This window comes from Streptomyces sp. ISL-1 (genome assembly GCF_018614585.1).
GTDB classification, from domain to species: domain Bacteria; phylum Actinomycetota; class Actinomycetes; order Streptomycetales; family Streptomycetaceae; genus Streptomyces; species Streptomyces maoxianensis.
This window is the reverse complement of sequence record NZ_JAGGOI010000031.1, coordinates 258,403-275,173: the sequence shown is the minus strand read 5'-3', so window position 1 is coordinate 275,173 and position 16,771 is coordinate 258,403. Positions and strand designations below refer to the sequence as shown.

Annotated in this window: 15 protein-coding genes; 3 read left to right on the top strand and 12 right to left on the bottom strand. The window is 69.7% G+C overall.

All coding sequences use genetic code 11. The features are described 5' to 3' along the window. The first annotated feature begins 446 nt into the window (after window positions 1-446). The gene (locus J7E87_RS22685; RefSeq protein ID WP_215096326.1) at window positions 447-731 is read left to right on the top strand and encodes a hypothetical protein; all 285 of its coding nucleotides are present in this window, start codon (window positions 447-449) and stop codon (window positions 729-731) included. 413 nt (window positions 732-1,144) lie between these two features. Here the strand turns inward: J7E87_RS22685 and J7E87_RS22680 are convergent, their stop codons facing one another. The 4 genes from J7E87_RS22680 to J7E87_RS22665 form a co-directional block, all read right to left on the bottom strand. Beyond that, the gene (locus tag J7E87_RS22680) at window positions 1,145-1,885 is read right to left on the bottom strand and encodes a VOC family protein (protein ID WP_215096325.1); all 741 of its coding nucleotides are present in this window, start codon (window positions 1,883-1,885) and stop codon (window positions 1,145-1,147) included. Between the two features lie 200 nt (window positions 1,886-2,085). Then, on the bottom strand, window positions 2,086-2,643 hold the full coding sequence (locus J7E87_RS22675; RefSeq protein ID WP_215096324.1) for an XRE family transcriptional regulator: 558 nt from the start codon (window positions 2,641-2,643) through the stop codon (window positions 2,086-2,088). A 9-nt stretch (window positions 2,644-2,652) separates the two neighbouring features. Next, complete coding sequence (locus J7E87_RS22670) at window positions 2,653-4,851, bottom strand: helix-turn-helix transcriptional regulator (RefSeq protein WP_215096323.1); 2,199 nt, start codon at window positions 4,849-4,851, stop codon at window positions 2,653-2,655. Between the two features lie 328 nt (window positions 4,852-5,179). Continuing rightward, a complete protein-coding gene (locus J7E87_RS22665; protein WP_215096322.1) occupies window positions 5,180-6,295 on the bottom strand; it encodes an AI-2E family transporter in 1,116 nt (371 codons plus the stop codon). A 274-nt stretch (window positions 6,296-6,569) separates the two neighbouring features. On the opposite strand from J7E87_RS22665, the gene J7E87_RS22660 reads away from it, so the two are divergent. Further along, window positions 6,570-8,306 carry an FAD-dependent monooxygenase gene (locus J7E87_RS22660; RefSeq protein WP_215096321.1) on the top strand — a complete coding sequence of 579 codons (1,737 nt, stop codon included), beginning with the start codon at window positions 6,570-6,572 and terminating at the stop codon, window positions 8,304-8,306. A gap of 500 nt (window positions 8,307-8,806) precedes the next feature. Here the strand turns inward: J7E87_RS22660 and J7E87_RS22655 are convergent, their stop codons facing one another. Further along, complete coding sequence (locus tag J7E87_RS22655; RefSeq protein ID WP_215096320.1) at window positions 8,807-10,033, bottom strand: cytochrome P450; 1,227 nt, start codon at window positions 10,031-10,033, stop codon at window positions 8,807-8,809. Between the two features lie 116 nt (window positions 10,034-10,149). On the opposite strand from J7E87_RS22655, the gene J7E87_RS22650 reads away from it, so the two are divergent. Beyond that, window positions 10,150-11,382, top strand: coding sequence for an FAD-dependent oxidoreductase (locus tag J7E87_RS22650; protein WP_215096319.1), 1,233 nt, complete (start codon window positions 10,150-10,152; stop codon window positions 11,380-11,382). 465 nt (window positions 11,383-11,847) lie between these two features. On the opposite strand, the gene J7E87_RS22645 is transcribed toward J7E87_RS22650, so the two are convergent. The 7 genes from J7E87_RS22645 to J7E87_RS22620 all read right to left on the bottom strand — a co-directional run bounded on the left by J7E87_RS22645 (window position 11,848) and on the right by J7E87_RS22620 (window position 16,724). After that, window positions 11,848-12,777 (bottom strand): DUF4344 domain-containing metallopeptidase, encoded by a 930-nt coding sequence (locus tag J7E87_RS22645; RefSeq protein ID WP_215096318.1) that lies wholly within the window; start codon window positions 12,775-12,777, stop codon window positions 11,848-11,850. Window positions 12,778-13,492: 715 nt separating this feature from the next. Then, window positions 13,493-13,939 (bottom strand): SDR family oxidoreductase, encoded by a 447-nt coding sequence (locus tag J7E87_RS35285; RefSeq protein WP_374195212.1) that lies wholly within the window; start codon window positions 13,937-13,939, stop codon window positions 13,493-13,495. Between the two features lie 81 nt (window positions 13,940-14,020). Continuing rightward, on the bottom strand, window positions 14,021-14,251 hold the full coding sequence (locus J7E87_RS35280; protein WP_251017813.1) for an SDR family NAD(P)-dependent oxidoreductase: 231 nt from the start codon (window positions 14,249-14,251) through the stop codon (window positions 14,021-14,023). A 27-nt stretch (window positions 14,252-14,278) separates the two neighbouring features. Continuing rightward, window positions 14,279-14,434 (bottom strand): hypothetical protein, encoded by a 156-nt coding sequence (locus J7E87_RS22635; RefSeq protein ID WP_215096317.1) that lies wholly within the window; start codon window positions 14,432-14,434, stop codon window positions 14,279-14,281. 258 nt (window positions 14,435-14,692) lie between these two features. After that, window positions 14,693-14,893 carry a DUF4236 domain-containing protein gene (locus J7E87_RS22630; protein WP_215096316.1) on the bottom strand — a complete coding sequence of 67 codons (201 nt, stop codon included), beginning with the start codon at window positions 14,891-14,893 and terminating at the stop codon, window positions 14,693-14,695. Window positions 14,894-15,492: 599 nt separating this feature from the next. Continuing rightward, window positions 15,493-15,696, bottom strand: coding sequence for a cold-shock protein (locus J7E87_RS22625; protein WP_215096315.1), 204 nt, complete (start codon window positions 15,694-15,696; stop codon window positions 15,493-15,495). 353 nt (window positions 15,697-16,049) lie between these two features. After that, on the bottom strand, window positions 16,050-16,724 hold the full coding sequence (locus J7E87_RS22620; protein WP_215096314.1) for a type III effector protein: 675 nt from the start codon (window positions 16,722-16,724) through the stop codon (window positions 16,050-16,052). Window positions 16,725-16,771 lie beyond the last annotated feature (47 nt).

Genomic DNA, 16,771 nt, shown 5'->3' with positions numbered 1-16,771 from the left:
CGGCCACCTACATCCTGTGGGGGCCGGGCTCGCCACCGAGGCCGCGAGGTGTCTCCTTCCTCACTCTGACGCACGAGGCGTAGGAGTCGGCGAGGGCAAGATCCTCGGCGCCGACCGCCGCTGCGACGACGCCGTTGACGCCCGGACAAGGCTCGCGACCTCCATCGGGAGCTCGGGGGGACACCACTCAAGGCCCGGGGCGCTCACGACCTCGGCCTGCTTCACGCAAAGGCCGAGCGGTACGAGGACGCGCATCGCCACCCTGAGGGTGCCCTGACCCTCCACCGCTCCCTCGGCAACCCGCGCGGCGCGGCCGGAAGCCGCCGTTCGGATCACCAAATGCGGCCCCTTCCGGTGATGCCGTACGCCCCGCGAGCGAGATAGCCGTCGTATGGGTACGGCGTCTCAGCAGAGGACGAATCCCGGAACCCGCGAGGAGATCAGCCATGTACGCAGCAGTCCGGCGTTACGAAGGGGTGACCGATCCGGCCGAGGCGGGACGCCTGGTGAATGAGAGGTTCGTGCCGCTCATGCGCCAGGTCCCCGGCTTCGTGGCCTACTACTGGGTCGATGCCGGGAACGGAGTCATGGTCTCGACCAGCGTCTTCCAGGACCAGGCCGGCGCCGAGGAATCGGTCTTGAGAGCGGCAAACTTCGTGCGGGACAACCTCGCGTCCCTGCTCCCCACCCCTCCGCAGGTCATGGCCGGGACGGTTGTGGCTTCCGCTTAGCGGCGTTCGAGCCTGCACCTGGTTCGGAGCCGCAGTCGCGGGGAACGAACCGGGCTCGACAATCCCCGGGGCGAGTACGCCAGCAGCGCATGCGCGCCACTGTCGAATGCCGCGGGGTGGACCGACACGTAGCACCGTGCACCAACCGCCCCGCGAAAAACGCAAACTCTTTCGCCGCAAGGCTGGTGCGTCCCTCGATGACCGTGGTCAGTGCGGACCATGGGTGCGGGCAGGTGTGACTTAGCGCCTCAGTTGGCGAGTTGAGCGTTGTGGTCGGCGAGCGAGCTGATCTCGCCCCCGACACGCAAGCTCTCGCCGCCCGAATCGACCGAGACGCCGCAGCCCAACCCACCCGGGGTCATGGCGCATCAGCACACAAGGCTCACGTGTCGGGGTGTCGTTAAGGCTCCGCGTCAGGACCGGGCGAGGACGCAGAACTCGTGGCCCTCCGGGTCGGCCAGACACTTCCACGGGACGTCGCCCTGGCCGAGGTCGAGGTCGGTGGCGCCGAGGGCCCGCAGCCGGGCCACCTCCGCCTCTTGATCGTCACCGGGGTACGGCAGCAGGTCAAGATGGACGCGGTCCGGCACGGTCTTCACGCCGGGCGTGCGGAGGAACTCGAGATACGGGCCGACACCCCTGGCGGAGCGCAACACCGCATGATCGTCAGTCACCTCGTGCAGGGTCCAGTCCATCGCCTCACCCCAGAACCGGGCCATGGCCTGCGGATCCGCGCAGTCGACCGCCACCGCGGCGATCGGCCGGGTGTCCCGGTAGATCTCCCGAGGCTCCAGCACGCAGAACTCGTTGCCCTCCGGGTCGGCGAGGACCGTCCACGGCACTTTGCCCTGGCCCACGTGGGCGGGCGTCGCACCGAGAGACTGGAGGCGCGCGACCAACTCCGCCTGATGGGCCGCAGAGGTGGTGGCGAGATCGAGGTGCACACGGTTCTTTGTTGTCGTCTTGGGTTCCGGGACGGTGACAACGTCGACGCAGACGGTGACCGGGTCCAGCCAATCGAAGCCGACGGGTTGAACGGCGGTCACGCCGGATCCCTCGCTGGAAACACCCCAGCCGAGCGCCTCCGCCCAGAACCGGCCGACCGCCGAGTCATCAAGAGCCTTTATGTTCACCTGAACAGGTCGCAGTGCCATGCTGGCGATCCCATGCACGCTGCAACGACATCCCCAGGTACCCGTCGCCAAACAGAGATCAACTCGCTCACCCAGCCGCAAGGCTCAGCTCGCCCACCAGAGCGCTCAGCCCCGCCAGGCCAGCTGCTCACTCGCCAAGTGAAGCGCTAAGTCACACGGGTGCGGGCAGGGGGTTGCCGTCGTGTCCTCGCTGTCGTCGCCTAGAAGTCGAGTTCGACGTAGTCGATGTCGGTGAACTCCACGAGCAGCCCCTGGGCGCGGCGGCCGCGGTCTTTGAAGTACTGCTCCTGGAGGCCTTCGGCGGCGATGCTCTGCAGTTGTTGTTCAGTGGCTCCGGCGGCTTGGGCATCGAAGAGGCGGGCGGCGTAGTCGGGTGGGAGGTGCTGGGTGATGAGCCGGATCCGGCTGTCGTCGGTGGTGCCCGGGGCGGCGGTGAATCCGAACCGTGCGCGGGTCTCGATGACGATGCCCGTGGAGGTGGCGGCCTGCTTCTTGGCTTTCTGTCTCACGCGGGGCTGCCACCGCTTGCGGACTTCGGCCGGCAGCCGGGCTGCGAGTTGCTTGCGGGGTTTTCTGATCTGGCCGGTGAGGTAGCGCTCGACGGTGCGCTGGGTGATGCCCAGCAGGTCGGCGACGGCTTTCGTGCTGCCTTTGTGCTGCTGCACCAGGTATTGCATCTGTTTCTGCGGCGACTTGGGGATCGGGCGGGTGAATGTCCCCTGCGTCGCCTTGTCGAGACTGTCTGTGAAGATGCCCATCGCCCGGTCCTACTCTCCGCCGTCGGCGGCGTCGGTGCCCTTGATGTGGCGGGCGGGGTTGTGGCCCTGGTCGAGCATCTGGACGGCCCACAGCAGTTCCTGGGTGCCTTCGTGCTTGACCATTCCGGGGCTGACACCGAGGCGGAAGGTGCCGGGGCCGGGCTTTCCGTCCGGGGTGTGTGGCAGAACGTCCAGCGGGCTGGGGCCGTGGGAGAGGTAGACGGCGCAGTCTGACAGGAGGGCGATGGGGATCAGGGCATCGTGGCCGAGCATCAGGTGGCCGGTGGGTGTGGGGTCCGGTTGCGAGGCGAGCGCGGTTTTGAGGACTTTCCTGTGCATGTTGGCGCGGGCGGTCGCGATGACGGCGGCGCGGATGTCCGGGCGCCAGGTCGGGCGTTTGAGGGCGGGCCAGGGTTCGCCGTACTTGTGGGCGGCTCCTTGCGGGCGTTCACGGAGCTTGCCGATGCCGCCCTTGACCGTTGACTTGATCGCCGAGAGTACGGCTGCCATGCCCGGGTCGTTCTGCTTGTGGGTCTCCATCGCGGCGAGGAAGTCGACCTCGCTGATCCCGGAGGCGACACCGAGGTCGGCCATCGTCGCCTTGTACGCGTCGGCCAGGTGCTTGTACCAGGGGTCCAGGTACGGGCCGGACTCGGTCCGGATCCATCCTTCCAACGGCGCGATGCTGCCGGGGAGTTGGTAGGTGTCGATGAGTTCGGCCGCGTAGGCGACGGTCGGTGTCGCGTACCAGGCCGGTCCCGTCGGGCGGGTGCCGTGCGGGGTGAACGGGCTGGGCAGCCTGGGGTCCAGCTCGATGCCGGACAGGTCGACCAGCCAGGATCCGGGCACCGCCTTGTCGAAGACCGGGTCCTTGACATGGACCGGCGCTGAGAGGCCGACCACGAGCCGGTTGGCCGCGGCGAGGAATGCGGTGTTCACGTCGATACCGACCGCCCACCGGCGGGCGCACTCGCTGTCGGTGAGGAGCTGCGGGTCACGGATCCACTCGTACGCCTCCTCATCAAGGACCTCGCCGGGGGTGCGCTGGTGTCCGCGCGGGAAGAGGGTCGCGACCAGGGGGTGTTCGCCGGGGGCCTCCGGCGGTGCCGGGTCGACGGCCTCGGTCAGTGAGCCGGGCACCGGGCCCGGCACCCAGGTGCCCGTCGCTTCGTCCCGGACCGCGCGGGTCGGTGGCCGCAGCGCGGTCATCAACTCCAGACCGCAGACCGCACTCGAGCCGCGCGGGGTGATGACCCGCTGGGCGTAGGTGCCGAGCACGGCGGCGAGTTCGGCCGGCGGCAACTGGTCGGTGTCACCCCAGGTACGGGAGTCGAGTGCGCCCCAGGGCAGGACGGCGAGTTGCACGCACTGGCGCTGCCCGGCCTGGGCCGGGCGGTATACGCGGGCCCACGGGCCGAAGCCGCGACGGGTGAGCTGCCACCTCGCCTTGCTGATCTGCTTGACGACCTTGTGGTCCTCGGGCAGGCGCAGGCCCCTGCGGTCCTCCAACACGGCCGGGAGCCCGAGCCGTTCGGCGGCCGCGGCAGTGATGACAATCAGCGGGTCGGAGTCCTTGCCCGCCCGGTGCAGGCGGGGCGCGCCGAGTCCGGCCTCCGTCAGGGTCCAGTCGACCAGCGCGGGGATGGTCCTGGCCGGGCAGTCCAGCACCAGGCCGCCGATGCAGTACACGGTGGCGTCACCGTCCAGGACACCCAGCGGCCCATTCACGAACCGCGGGTCGACAGAGGGCGAGGCGGTGGCCAACTTTCTCGCTGCCGTCTTCGCCACAGCCTTCTTCACGCCCGGACGCCGCGACGTCGACGACGGCCCGGGCGCCCGCACCGGCGGGACGGGCACAGTAACGGGAGCAGGGGGCTCCGGCTCGCGAGCGGTGCTCGCCTCGGGCGGGGCGGGGTAGCGGGCAGCGAGACCCTCCAGCAGGCGGGCATAGGCGGCACGCTTCGGCTGCCGCGGCTCGGTGCGGCCCGCCTCCCAATTCCCCACCGCCTCACGCCGCGTCTCCAGTACCTTCGCGACCTGATCCTGACTCAGCCCTGCCGCCTCACGCAGCCGCTTACGCTCCCCAGGCTCCGGCAGAGGATCCTGCGTAACCCTCGCCAGCAGCGCGTCAACGGCACTGAACAGCTCATCGGACACATGAATCACCTCGTGCCACCACCCTATCTGAATCGCGCATAAATCCAACATGGATCGCTCACGAATCGAACATAAGGGGCCGAGTGCCACCGCTGCCCAACGGCGGCCCCCTGCCTGCCAGTACGCGAGGGACGCCGACGGGCGCTTCACCGGCGCCGGTGAAGACAGGCGCAGAGGACGACGGAGAAAAGCCACGCACACGAACAGGGGGCGGGCAGGAGTCGCTACCGCTCAACCACGCTCGCCACAGAGCAACTGGGGAATGTGGGGAGCGGAAAGCAGAAGGAGTCTCCGATCACACGGTCGGTGAGCCATTCGATGTGGCCGAGTCAGCGGGCGGGGACGAAGCCCTCTGACTGGTCGAGATGAACGCCAGATGCTACGACGGGACGGTGGCACCGATGTGCGACTCATCGGTCTCCGGCTCCTGCGGCGGGTCGCCGAGCTGCTCGCGCAGATAGTTCCAGACCACCGCAATCAGCGCCGCTACCGGTACCGCGAGCAGGCTGCCCACGACGCCGGCCAGACTGGCGCCCAACGTCACCGCCAGCAGGACCACCGCCGCATGTAGGCCAAGCCCGCGGCTTTGGATCATGGGTTGGAACACATTGCCCTCGAGCTGCTGCACCACGACGATGATCGCCAGCACGATCAGCGCGTCTGTCAGGCCGTTCGACACCAACGCGATGAGCACCGCGACCAAACCGGCGAACAGGGCGCCCACGATCGGCACGAACGCGGATACGAAGGTCAGCACCGCCAGCGGGACCACCAGTGGTACCCCCAGAATCCACAGGCCGAGGCCGATGAAGACGGCGTCGAGCAGGCCGACGACTGCCTGGGAACGCACGAACGCGCCCAGGGTGTCCCAACCGCGCGCGGCCACGATCGGTACATCGGTGGCGAGCCGACCGGGGAGCTGACGCGTGAGCCACGGCAAGAACCGCGGGCCGTCTTTGAGGAAGAAGAACATCAGGAAGAGCGCCAGGACGGCAGTGACCACGCCGTTGAACACGGTGCTCACTCCAGAGGCGACAGCGGTGACCATGCTGCCGACGCTGTTTTGTATGCGGGCGATCGCGGCGTCGAAGGCACCTGCGATCTGGTCGTCGCCGATGTTCAGCGGCGGCCCCGCGGCCCACTCGCGCAGCTTGTGGATGCCTTCGACCACGCCGTCGGTCAGCTCGCCGGACTGGGACGCCACCGGCACCGCGATCAGCGCCACGATGCTCGTAGCGACCAGGAGGAACAGCACGGTCACAACCGACGCGGCCAGGGCGGGGCGCCACCCGCGCCGGCGCAGGAAACGAGTCAGGGGCCAGGTCAGCGTGGTGAGGAACAGGGCCACTATCAGCGGCCAGACGACCGACCACATCCGGCCCAGAACCCAAAGGGCCACCGCTGCCGTCACGAGGACCAGCAGCAACTCAACGGAGACACGCGCCGATGTTCGGAGCGCGGCGGCGGTTTTTGTGGAACTCAACGTGGCAGGCATGGGGTCACACTATGGGTACTCCAGTCGCACTTCGGTATCGCTGCCGGTCAGGAGCAGCCTTGCGGGTCTCGTCGGCTGACTGGCTGTCAGACCCCAGAAGTTCGCAACCTCTGACGCGACGGTGGTAGTGGCAGCACTGAGCGACGAAGCCGTACCGGCAGGCGAAGGCCGGCCCCTGGGTCGTCGCGCTTCCCCTCCGTTGCCGGCAGCACGGCGGGCGCCCGGGGCCCGGGTCTCGGTGCCCGGCTCGCCGTCCGCGCCCCGCCGGGCGACCATGGAGTACGGGACCGGCCCGGGGGCCAGGCACTGGGAGGCACCCGTGGCGCACACCCAAGCAACCGACGTACTGATCGCGGGCGCCGGCCCGGTCGGACTGAGCGCGGCCGCCGAACTCCGCCGCCACGGCGTGCGCTGCCGCCTCGTCGACCGACTGCCGGCCCGCCTCCCACACGCCAAGGCAGTCGGCATCCAGCCGCGCACCCTGGAGATCTGGGACCGGATGGGCCTGGCCCGCACCGTCCTGGAAACCGCCGTTCCGCTGCGCGGCCAGCTGATCTACGTCAACGGCCGGGAGCAGGCGCGGATCGACCTCACGCTGCCGCCCGAGGTGCCCTACGGATTCGCCGCGCTGCCGCAGTACGAGACCGAGCGCCTCCTGGAGGAGTACCTCGCAGGTCTGGGCACGGTCATCGAACGCGACACCGAGCTGCTGTCGTTCACCCAGGACTCGGACGGGGTCACCGCACGGCTGGGCACCGCCTCCGGCACCGCCGTAGAGGTCCGTGTCCGCTACCTGATCGGCTGCGACGGCGCGCACAGCATCGTCCGCAAGGGGCTGGGACTCGCCTTCGGTGGCGGGGCGTTCCCCGAGGAGTACATGCTGGCCGACGTCGAGGCCGACTGGGACCTGCCGCACGGATACGGCGTACGCTCCAGCCACCGCGCCGACGACGGCACAACCGACGACCTGCTCGTCTGCATCCCGCTGCCCGGCGCAGGCCGCTACCGCATGTCGATGCTGGTCCCGCCCGAACTCTCCACCCGGGCGACGGACCGGGCTCCCGCGCGGGGCGACGGCGTAGCGCACGGCCTGGAGGGCGGCCGCGGCCCGGAGCTGTTCCACATCCAGGCCGTCGTCGACCGCCTGGCCCCCAGGCCGGCCACCGTCTCCCGGATGCGCTGGTCCTCCGTCTTCCGCGTCAGCCACCGGATCGTCGACCGCTACGGCGACGGCCGGGTCTTCGTCGCGGGCGACGCCGCCCATATCCACCCGCCCACCGGCGCCCAGGGTATGAACACCGGTATCCAGGACGCCTGCAACCTGGCGTGGAAACTCGCCCTCGTCGTCCATGGGGAGGCCGGGCCCACCCTGCTCGCCAGCTACGACGCCGAACGCCGCCCGGTCGGCGAAGAGGTCGTCGGCCGGACCGTCCGGCACGCCACCCACGGCATCGAGACCGACCCCGACGACCCGCGGACCCTGATGCTCCGCGAGGCCCAGCTGCTCGTCGACTACCGGGCCGGCCCGCTCGCCGGCAGCCCGTACGGGCCGACCGACGCGCCCCAGCCCGGCGACCGGGCCCCTGACTGCGCCGGCCTGACCGCCCCCGTCGCCACCTACCCGCTGCGCCTGCTCGACATCCTGCGCGGCCGCGCGGGGCACGTGCTGCTTCTGTACGCGGCCGGCCCCGCCGACCTGGCCCAGGCTGCCGAAGCGGCCGGGGCTACCGGGGTGCCGTGGGTGCGCGGCGCCAGCCCGGACACCCCGGACCCCGGGGCCCGCCTGCAGGCCATCGCCGTCCTCGCCCGGCAAGCCGCACCGACCGCCCCCGGCACCCTGCCCGTCCCCGGATACCGCGACGCGGCCGGGGAGTTCGCCCGGCTCTACCGCCCTGACGGCCCGACCGGCTTCGTCGTCCGCCCGGACGGGCAGCTCGGCGCCCGCTTCCCTCTCGCCGGCACCGCGGCGGCCCTGTCCGGCTACCTCGCGGCCCTGTCCGCGCCGGCGTGAACACGATGGGCGCGTGGTCAGTCGATGATGTCGACGCCGAAGTCGCGGGCCAGGGTGGCGAGTCCGTGTTCGTATCCCTCCCGACAGCGCGCATGCGCCAGACCGAGCCGGGCGGTGGGGCTCGGTGAGCAGCAGCGTGCGTTCGGTGGTCGCGGCGTCCAAGGTGGCCTGGGCCAAGGGGCGTGCGCCCGTACCCAGTTGCTCGACGCTGCAGCCGTACGTCGCGCTGCTCAGGCGCTTCCGTGCTCTGCAACCCGGCCTGCCTGATTAAGGGGTTTCGGAGCCGCCCCGCGGACTCATCCGCACGCCTGCCCCGCCTCCTCCCCCGCCGCCCCCGGAAGACACGACCGCTCAGCCCCTCACCCGGCCCACCCGGCCTCACAGGCGGGTGCGCGGCACGTGGCGAGTCGGGTGAGTCAGTCGAAGGCGGTGACGTGACGGCCGTGTCGATCACGGCCATCGAGCACTGGTGGCGGGGGACGGGGAACGGCGGGGTGCTCTCAGTTCGCGCCGTCGGAGGAGAAGGTGACGGGCAGGCGCTCGGGGCCGCGCAGGCCGCCGGGCCTCCATCGCAGCTCGCCGGGCGGCACGGCCAGGGCGAGGCCGGGAAGACGGCGCAGGACGGTCCCGATGGCGACCTGACCCTCCAGCCGGGCCAGCGGAGCCCCCAGGCAGTAGTGGATACCGTGCCCGAAGGCGAGATGCGCGTTGTCCTGCCGGGTGATGTCCAGGTCATCCGGGTCCGGGAACTGCCCCGGGTCGCGGTCGGCGATGGCGGAGGCGATCAGCACGGTCGCGCCGCGGGGAATGGCCACGCCAGCGATGGATACGTCCTCGCGCGCGAACCGCGCGATGCCGGGGCTGACTGGCCCGTCGTAGCGGAGGAGCTCCTCGATCGCGCCCGGCAGCAGCGCCGGGTCGTCTCGCAGCATCTCCATCTGGCCGGGATGGGCGAGCAGCACGGCGATGCCGCCGCCGATCAGGTTGACCGTGGTGATGTATCCGGCGGCCAGCAGCAGGAACGCCATGGCGATCAGCTCGTCCTCGTCCAGTCGCTGCTCCTCGTCCCGTGCGGTGATCAGCGCGCTGAGCAGGTCGTCCCCCGGCCGGGCTCGTTTGGCTTCCAGGAGCCCGGTCAGATACGTGCGCATGTGCTGCCATGCCGTGTCCACCACGGCCGGATCCGGTTGCTCCGCCCTTCGCAGGATCATGTCGTCGGTCCACCCCTGGAAATCGTGCCGGTCGGCCACCGGCACGCCGAGCAGTTCGCTGATCACGGTGACCGGGAGGGGGAGCGCGAAGTCCGCGACGAGGTCGGCACGGCCGGCCGGCACGATGTCGTCGAGCAGCCGGTCGGTGATCTCCTGGACGCGGGGCCGCAGTTCGGCCACCCTCCGCGCGGTGAACGCCTTCGAGACCAGCCGGCGCAGGCGGGTGTGGTCGGGCGGGTCGGTGCGGAGCATGTTGCTCAGCAGGGAGGCGCGTTCCGTCGCGGGCAGCTGTTCCAGGAGCCGGGGATCCGACGCATCGTGGACATCGCTGCTCAGCCGCGGGTCCGAGAGGGCCGCGAGGCCGTCCTCGTAGCGCGTGACCAGCCAGGTCTCCAGCCCGCCGGCGATGACGGCCCGGCGTACCGGGCCTTCCTCGCGCAGCTGCCGGTAGAGCGGGAAGGGGTCCGCGAGGAAAGCGGGGTCGGCGTAGGGGAGAAGGACCGGCTGCTGGCTCATCGTGCCTCCCGAAGCGTCGCGATCGTTTGCAACGTATGAGTGCGGATGGGTAAGTGATTGAGGGTATATGTCCAAGTGTGGCAGGCGCCTGGATTGCGCCGAAGGGAGCAATGGCCATGGAGCGGACCACGTGCTGTGTGGTGGGTGGCGGCCCCGCCGGAATGGTCCTCGGTCTGCTGCTGGCCAGAGCCGGTGTGGCGGTTACGGTCCTGGAGAAGCACGGCGACTTTCTGCGCGACTTCCGCGGTGACACCGTGCATCCGTCCACCCTGGCGCTGCTGGAGGATCTCGGCCTGGCCGAGCGGTTCGCCCGGCTGCCGCAGCGGCGGGTGACGACGGTTCAGCTTCCGCTCGGCCCGGCCCGTTCGCTGGTCACCGTCGGTGACATCGGCTCGCTGCGGGGGCCGTACAACTACATCGCGATGGTGCCGCAGTGGGACCTGCTCGATCTCCTGGTGGACGAGGCCCGGCGGGAACCGTCCTTCTCTGTGCGAATGAGCACCGAGGCGACCTCCTTCCTGACGGAGCGCGGGCGGGTCACAGGGGTGCGGTACCGCACCTCCGACGGCCGCACCGGTGAGCTGCGGGCCACCCTCACGGTGGCCTGCGACGGCCGGAGCTCGCTGGCCCGGTCCCTGCCCGAACTGGGTCTGCGGACCTTCTCCTGCCCGATGGACGCCTGGTGGTTCCGGCTGCCACGGCAGGAGGGCGACCCGCACGGTCTCGTGGGCGGCGCCGGCGAGCAATTCCTCACAGCCATGATCGACCGCGGGGAGTACTGGCAGTGCGCCGCGCTCATCCTCAAGGGAACCGACGGCCGACGCCGAGCCGAAGGTCTCGAGAAGTTCATGGCCGACTTCACGGCCGCCATCCCCTGGCTCGCCGACCGTGTGCACACGCTGCGGTCGTGGGACGAGGTAAAGCTTCTCGACGTACGGCTCGACCGCCTCCGGCGCTGGCACCGCCCCGGGCTGCTCTGCATCGGCGATGCGGCACACGCGATGTCGCCCGTGTTCGGCATCGGCATCAACCTCGCCGTCGAGGATGCCGTGGCCGCCGCCCGCTGTCTCGTCGAGCCGCTGCGACGGGGCGACGTCGGCCTGCGGGACGTACGCGCCGTCCAGCGCCGCCGGTGGCCGACCACGGCAGGGACACAAACGCTGCAGCGATTCGCCCACAAGCAGGTCATCGAACCGGTTCTGACGGGACAGCCGCCCTTCGGTGACGCCAGGCGGGCCAAGCGGATCATGGAGCGGATCACCACCTCACGGTGGCTCAACCGGGTGCCGGCGTACTTCCTCGCCTACGGGGCCCTGCGCGAACGTCCGCCGGCAGCGTCGGTACGGTGAGGCGGTCGCCCGAGGCCGTATAACGATCGTCGGTCCACCACACGGCGGCTGACGGACTGGCGGCACTTCCCTCCCACGCACGTCGTCGCTGGACATGTCCCGGCCGCGAGCGGACCCGCCCTGCCTCGGGGGGCCGGGAGCGGACCCGCCCCCCGGCTGCTGCGACCGCCCGCATGGTCGCTGCCGAGTTCGCGCGTTTCTGGGCCTGCCGGTCCGTGGGTGACCAGGGCCCTGAACGGGTCGATGCCGGTGCGCGGCTCGCAGCGGCCGAACACGCGGGCGTGGTGGACGTCGTAGGCGGCCAGGTAGGCCAGGGCGCCCCCGCGGCCGCGGAGTCCATAGAGTCACCGCCGCCGCTTCCAGCGGCACACGTGTCCGATTAGCTGCGCGACCTACCTCCGCGGCGCTTGCTGCAAGAGCGGGGCCAAGGGACGGCCGGAGATGCGGGCCGATGGCTCTGAAGGCTCATTGCCCGCTGCGGAGCTCATCGAGCTTCTTCTCGAAGGCCTTCGTCTCCGCGATCAGCTGGTCGCGTGCGTTCTTCTGCGCCTTGTCGCCCTGGTCCTTGAATGCCCCGCTGAAATGTGGCTTGAGTTGGGTCCACCAGCCGAAGTCCAGCATCGCCCATGCCTGCGGACACAACGGGGCGCGGGTTTTCGGCAGGTAACCCGCACCGACCAGGGGCCCGCGGAACCTCTTCGGGTCGCTCCCCTCAAGGTAGCAAAGGATGTTGAAGACCCGTTGCTGGGTGACGGGGTGATCGCTCGAGAGCCCCTCCAGCGTCAGCTTGCCCTGCTCGCGGGCGATCTCGTCGAAAAGGATTGCGGCTGCCAACGAAGGATCCGGTCCAACCTCGTTGACGGTGTAGAACGACGCGAACCCGTCTGCGGCGTCCTCCTCGAGGCCGAGGTTCGCAAGCAGAAGCTGACGCTGCAGAGCATGGCCCATCTCGTGACCGAGGATGAACTGGGTCGACAGCGCGGTCAGGTCGTCGGCGTTGAACCTGGCCTTGGGGAACAGGGCGGGACGCTTGACGGTCTTGACCACGTTGCTGAGGACCCCTTCGATCTGGGTCAGGAACGACGGGGGCACAAAGATCGTCCTGCCGTCGGGCTGAGTGACCGCATCCGTAACCCCGGGTGGGACCTTGTCGGTGACTTTCACGACCAGGTCATGCGGGAGGGCGAGGGACTTGTTCACCCAGTCGGCGACCTGCTCGAGCACGCGGGACTTCCGGATCACCTCTGCGGCCTGCCGGTCCTTCGGCTTGATCGCGTTGTCCTGGTAGACGACCGTGACCTTGCCGTTCGCTTCATCCTTGTTGCCGTCGCCGCCACAGGAGGCGACTGCGAAGCCGGCGACGAGCAGCGCCCCCGCGAAAGCAGTCCTGTGCATGGCCGAGTACCCACCACTGCTCAGCACCCTAGTCAGCTCTTTCCTTGGTCAAGGCGTTGGGCGGGTGGCCTCCGGAGCCACTTCCCGATGCCGGAGGAGGGACTCGAACGGAGCGAGCCGGGACTCGAGCGGTATCGCAGGTTCGATCGTGCCGACGGCCGGATGCCGGAGGCAGAACTCGGACCTGACACGCGGATTATGATCGACGGACCCTGCGTCCGCAATCTTCCGTTTGCGGCGGTTTCGTCGCGTTAGTTCGGCTTAGCCGTGATCTTGCACCAAAGGTGAAGCGCCCCGAGTCTCCCGGGGCGCCGTTTCGTCCGCCCGAGCAGCGATTCTTCGGTTCCAGATCGAAGATCGAACCCATGAACATTCACCTTGAAAGTGCAGCGCGATGGCCGCTCATCCACCCAACCCGTCCGGGCTGACGGCTTCTACAGTGCGGGCGTGTACTGGACGACCGTGGTCCCCCACGGCCCGTCGGCGAAAACCTTCAAGGCCGCCAACCCCCGAAGTTGCGCCCATCAACATCAGTTGCTCTGGGCGTCTATCGACGCCACGTCAGGCTGGTGAGCGCCACGACGGGGATTGCCGACGTCACGAGTATCTGTGGACAGATCCTCGGCAACTTGACTCGATAGAGCCGCTGACCAGCACGTTATCCACGAGGCGAAGGCGCCTCCGGAGCCGTGTGGGATGCCCGTCGCGAGCCAGCTCAGCCAACGAGTTGCTGGCCACCATCGACGTCGTACGTCGCGCCTGTAAGTGCCGTGTTGGTCATGATGTGAACGGCGAGCGCCGCGACGTCGTCCGGTCCGACAACACGGCCGATCGGCAGCGTGGCTCGCAACTCCTCGCGGCGGGCGTCGAGTCCGTCGCCGAGGAGCTCTGCCGACAACGGCGTGTCGACGAAGCCGGCTGCGATGAGGTTGACGCGTACCGGCGCAAGCTCGAGCGCGAGGCCGGCCGTGAGCGCAGGCAACGCGGCGGTGACCGCCGGCGCAATCCCGAGGTCGGGTCTGATCCGCCGGCCTCCGGTACCACCCATGAACAGCAGCGTGCCACCGGGTTGCACCTTGCCGACGGCGTGGCGTGCGACCTCGAGCGCCAGCAACATGTGCTGGCTCATCGCCCGGCGCGCCTGATCTGAGTCCATCTCCAGGAGCCGCCCTTAGGAAGGGTGTCCAGCCGTGACCATCACATGGTCGATCGGCTTTGGCAGCTCCCGGAAGAACCGCTCCAGCTACTCCGGGGCGTTCGCGTCGAAGGCGGCGGTGCTGACTGCACCGACGTCCGTCGCCGCGCTCCGTAGCCGGCCGGGGTTCCGGCCGGTCAGAATCACGCCGGCACCCTCGGCGCGTGCGTGCCTGGCTGTCGCGAGCCCGATGCCGGCGCTCCCGCCGATGATGACAACGGTCTGGCCGAGCAGGGCCGGGTCTCGGCGACTGGGAGATACAGATGGCGCGGTGCTCATGGTTCCTCCCCGGTCGGGTTCGTCGTGTCACGCCCCGATCGGCTGCCGCACTCTTTTGATCTCGCGGCTGAGCGCCTTCAGTGCGGCGGCGTAGATCTCCGAGAAGCTGGGGAACGGCTGGATCGTGTCGCGCAGCACGCCGAGTGTGGTGCGGGCGCGGATCGCCAGGGTGGCTTGCTGCATCCACTCCCCGGCCGGGCGGGACGGCGACGGATCTCGACTCGGTCGATGGCCTGCCGGCCTGCCGCCTGCCGTCCGCCGGCAGCGCCCCACTCGCCCGGCTCGGCCCGCCGGCAACTCCCGTACGGGAAGAGCGAAATGGACTGCGAGCGCCTCGCAGTCGCCCAGCATCCAAGCCGCGCCCCGCCCGCCTGACGCACCCCGGCGCGATCGCGAGCGCAGCCTGCAAAGTGGCCGTCGCTTGCTCGCATACGGCTGTGGTCAGTCGCGGCTGCGGCGTGAGGTTGTCTTGCGGTAGCCGAAAGGCCCGGGAAGGTCCACTGAGGTCGTGCGCCGACCTGTCGACGAGTAAGTACGCCTGGCACCATCGCCCTTGCTGACCGTGATGGACACGGACTTACGGTTGACGTTGAGGCGGACACCCGGGAATATCCGGAAACTCTTGCGGAAAGTGACGGGCACGGTGTGCTCCTTTCGTTGATCGTTCGTCTTCCCCGAGTTCCCGTCTTTACGCGGTTCGGTGCCACAGCCGCGTCTCGCCGACGCCGTCGGCCGGTCAACTGCGCGGGGATTCAGACCTCGAGGACATCCACCTCTCGGGACGCCCGGCCCGGCCCGTCAGTCGGCAGCGTTGCTACCACAGCGGGAATCGGCCCTGACGGTCTCGGCGAGCGTCGCGGCCCTGGCCGCGGCGGGCCGGGCAACCGGCCGCTCAACTGCCCCTCTGTGCAAACCCAGTCCACTGACCTGCCCGGTACTGCGTCGGGGCCATGGCCCGGCACGATGCCCCGGCCGCGGACCCGGGTCTGTGGTGGAGATGCCGTGGTCGTAGCCACGGCCGGCGAAGAGCCCGCCCGGTCTGCGACCAGGGTGTCCGACGCCGCCTGAGCGGCCAGTACTTCATAGCCACACGCACCGGCCGCAACTGTCGGAAACCTCGCGGGGGGTGCAACGACGCCGGACGCCGAGCCCTGATCACGCAGGACCGGCGCCGCGCATGTGTCGGTGTCCGTACCCGGCCGGGCCGGGTACGGACACCGACAACGGTCCGCCGCTAACGGCTAGGAGGGGAGGATGTTCTCCGCCTGCGGGCCCTTCTGGCCCTGCGTGATGTCGAACGTGACCTTCTGACCCTCCTGCAGCTCACGGAAGCCCGACGTGGCGATGTTGGAGTAGTGCGCGAAGACGTCAGGACCGCCACCGTCCTGGGCGATGAAACCGAAGCCCTTCTCCGAGTTGAACCACTTCACCGTTCCGCTGGCCATGTGTCCTCCAAGGACTCGAAGTCGGCTCCCGCACCGTGCGGAAGCCGGAGGTGATCGCCCTGGTCCTCAGCCTCTGCACAGCAAGATGCCCGTGAACTCGCGCTCACGGGCGGTTCCTCGAACCACGACAGCTGACAGACACGCTACACGGACCAGTGCAGCCAATCACGTAGATCAGAAAGGCTTGTTCGCTGACGGGCGCGTGCCTCACCGTCAGCGGCCGTAGTGAAGCCCCCTGGCGAGAACCCAGGGTCGGCTGCACACCGTGGGCCGGCCCCCGCTCGTCGGGCAACTCGGGGCGTCCGAGCCGCTCCTGGGGCGCGCTGGGCAGCGGCCAGACGGACCGCCGTGTGTCAGGTGGGGGTACTGCGGTGGCCGCTGCTGTCTTGCCGAAGCCGGTCGGCGCGGCGGGTGATGGTGTCGATGCGGGCCGCGAGTTCGGGGTAGCCGGCTTTCAGGTGTGCCTGGGTGGCGGCCAGTGGGTCGACGAGGTTGGCGGCGTCGTTGTCGGCCAGGGCCTTCTCGAGCCGGGCGAGTGGGGTGCGGGCCTCGGCGGGGAGATCGGTGAGAGCGGTGATCTGCCCGGCGAGTCGGCGCAGGCCTGCGGCGTTGTCGCGGGCCCAGGCGGTGACGGTTCGGTCGGCGGCCCGGAGGTTGCGGGTGGCTTGCACGCGTTGTTCGCCGGTGGCGCCGGGTGTGCCGGGGCGCACGCGCAGGTAGCGGCGTTCAGCGGCCTGGCGGCTGGCGACGCCGAGGGGGTGGGCGAGGTCGGCCCAGCTGGCCCCCGCCTCGCGGGCCGCTTCGATCAGTCCTGGTTCCCATCCGGCGAGCTGGCCGCGCAGTTCACGCAGCAGCAGTAGCGCAGCCAGCGCCTCCTCGGAACCGGCCTGCCCGGAGTCGGGCTGTGGTCCGCTCTGGGGCGTCTGGGCGGTGCGTACGGCCTGCGCGATCGTGTCCAGCGCCGCTGCGGCTACATGGAAGGAGGTGGCGGTGGGGCCGGTCTCGCGGGGCTGGTCGGTTGCGGTCATGGAGCCCTCCCGGACGTCACCCTTTCGACGACGTCATTCCTTGTCAT

What these genes read in the sequence shown, in the direction of transcription:
- J7E87_RS22660 (WP_215096321.1), top strand. Translation starts at nt 6,570, where the DNA reads ATGGAGTACGGGACCGGCCCGGGGGCCAGGCACTGGGAGGCACCCGTG.
- J7E87_RS22680 (WP_215096325.1), bottom strand. Translation starts at nt 1,885, where the DNA reads ATGGCACTGCGACCTGTTCAGGTGAACATAAAGGCTCTTGATGACTCG.
- J7E87_RS22665 (WP_215096322.1), bottom strand. Translation starts at nt 6,295, where the DNA reads ATGCCTGCCACGTTGAGTTCCACAAAAACCGCCGCCGCGCTCCGAACA.
- J7E87_RS22685 (WP_215096326.1), top strand. Translation starts at nt 447, where the DNA reads ATGTACGCAGCAGTCCGGCGTTACGAAGGGGTGACCGATCCGGCCGAG.
- J7E87_RS22655 (WP_215096320.1), bottom strand. Translation starts at nt 10,033, where the DNA reads ATGAGCCAGCAGCCGGTCCTTCTCCCCTACGCCGACCCCGCTTTCCTC.
- J7E87_RS35280 (WP_251017813.1), bottom strand. Translation starts at nt 14,251, where the DNA reads ATGAGCACCGCGCCATCTGTATCTCCCAGTCGCCGAGACCCGGCCCTG.
- J7E87_RS22635 (WP_215096317.1), bottom strand. Translation starts at nt 14,434, where the DNA reads ATGCAGCAAGCCACCCTGGCGATCCGCGCCCGCACCACACTCGGCGTG.
- J7E87_RS22670 (WP_215096323.1), bottom strand. Translation starts at nt 4,851, where the DNA reads ATGTTGGATTTATGCGCGATTCAGATAGGGTGGTGGCACGAGGTGATT.
- J7E87_RS22675 (WP_215096324.1), bottom strand. Translation starts at nt 2,643, where the DNA reads ATGGGCATCTTCACAGACAGTCTCGACAAGGCGACGCAGGGGACATTC.
- J7E87_RS22645 (WP_215096318.1), bottom strand. Translation starts at nt 12,777, where the DNA reads ATGCACAGGACTGCTTTCGCGGGGGCGCTGCTCGTCGCCGGCTTCGCA.
- J7E87_RS22620 (WP_215096314.1), bottom strand. Translation starts at nt 16,724, where the DNA reads ATGACCGCAACCGACCAGCCCCGCGAGACCGGCCCCACCGCCACCTCC.
- J7E87_RS22650 (WP_215096319.1), top strand. Translation starts at nt 10,150, where the DNA reads ATGGAGCGGACCACGTGCTGTGTGGTGGGTGGCGGCCCCGCCGGAATG.
- J7E87_RS22625 (WP_215096315.1), bottom strand. Translation starts at nt 15,696, where the DNA reads ATGGCCAGCGGAACGGTGAAGTGGTTCAACTCGGAGAAGGGCTTCGGT.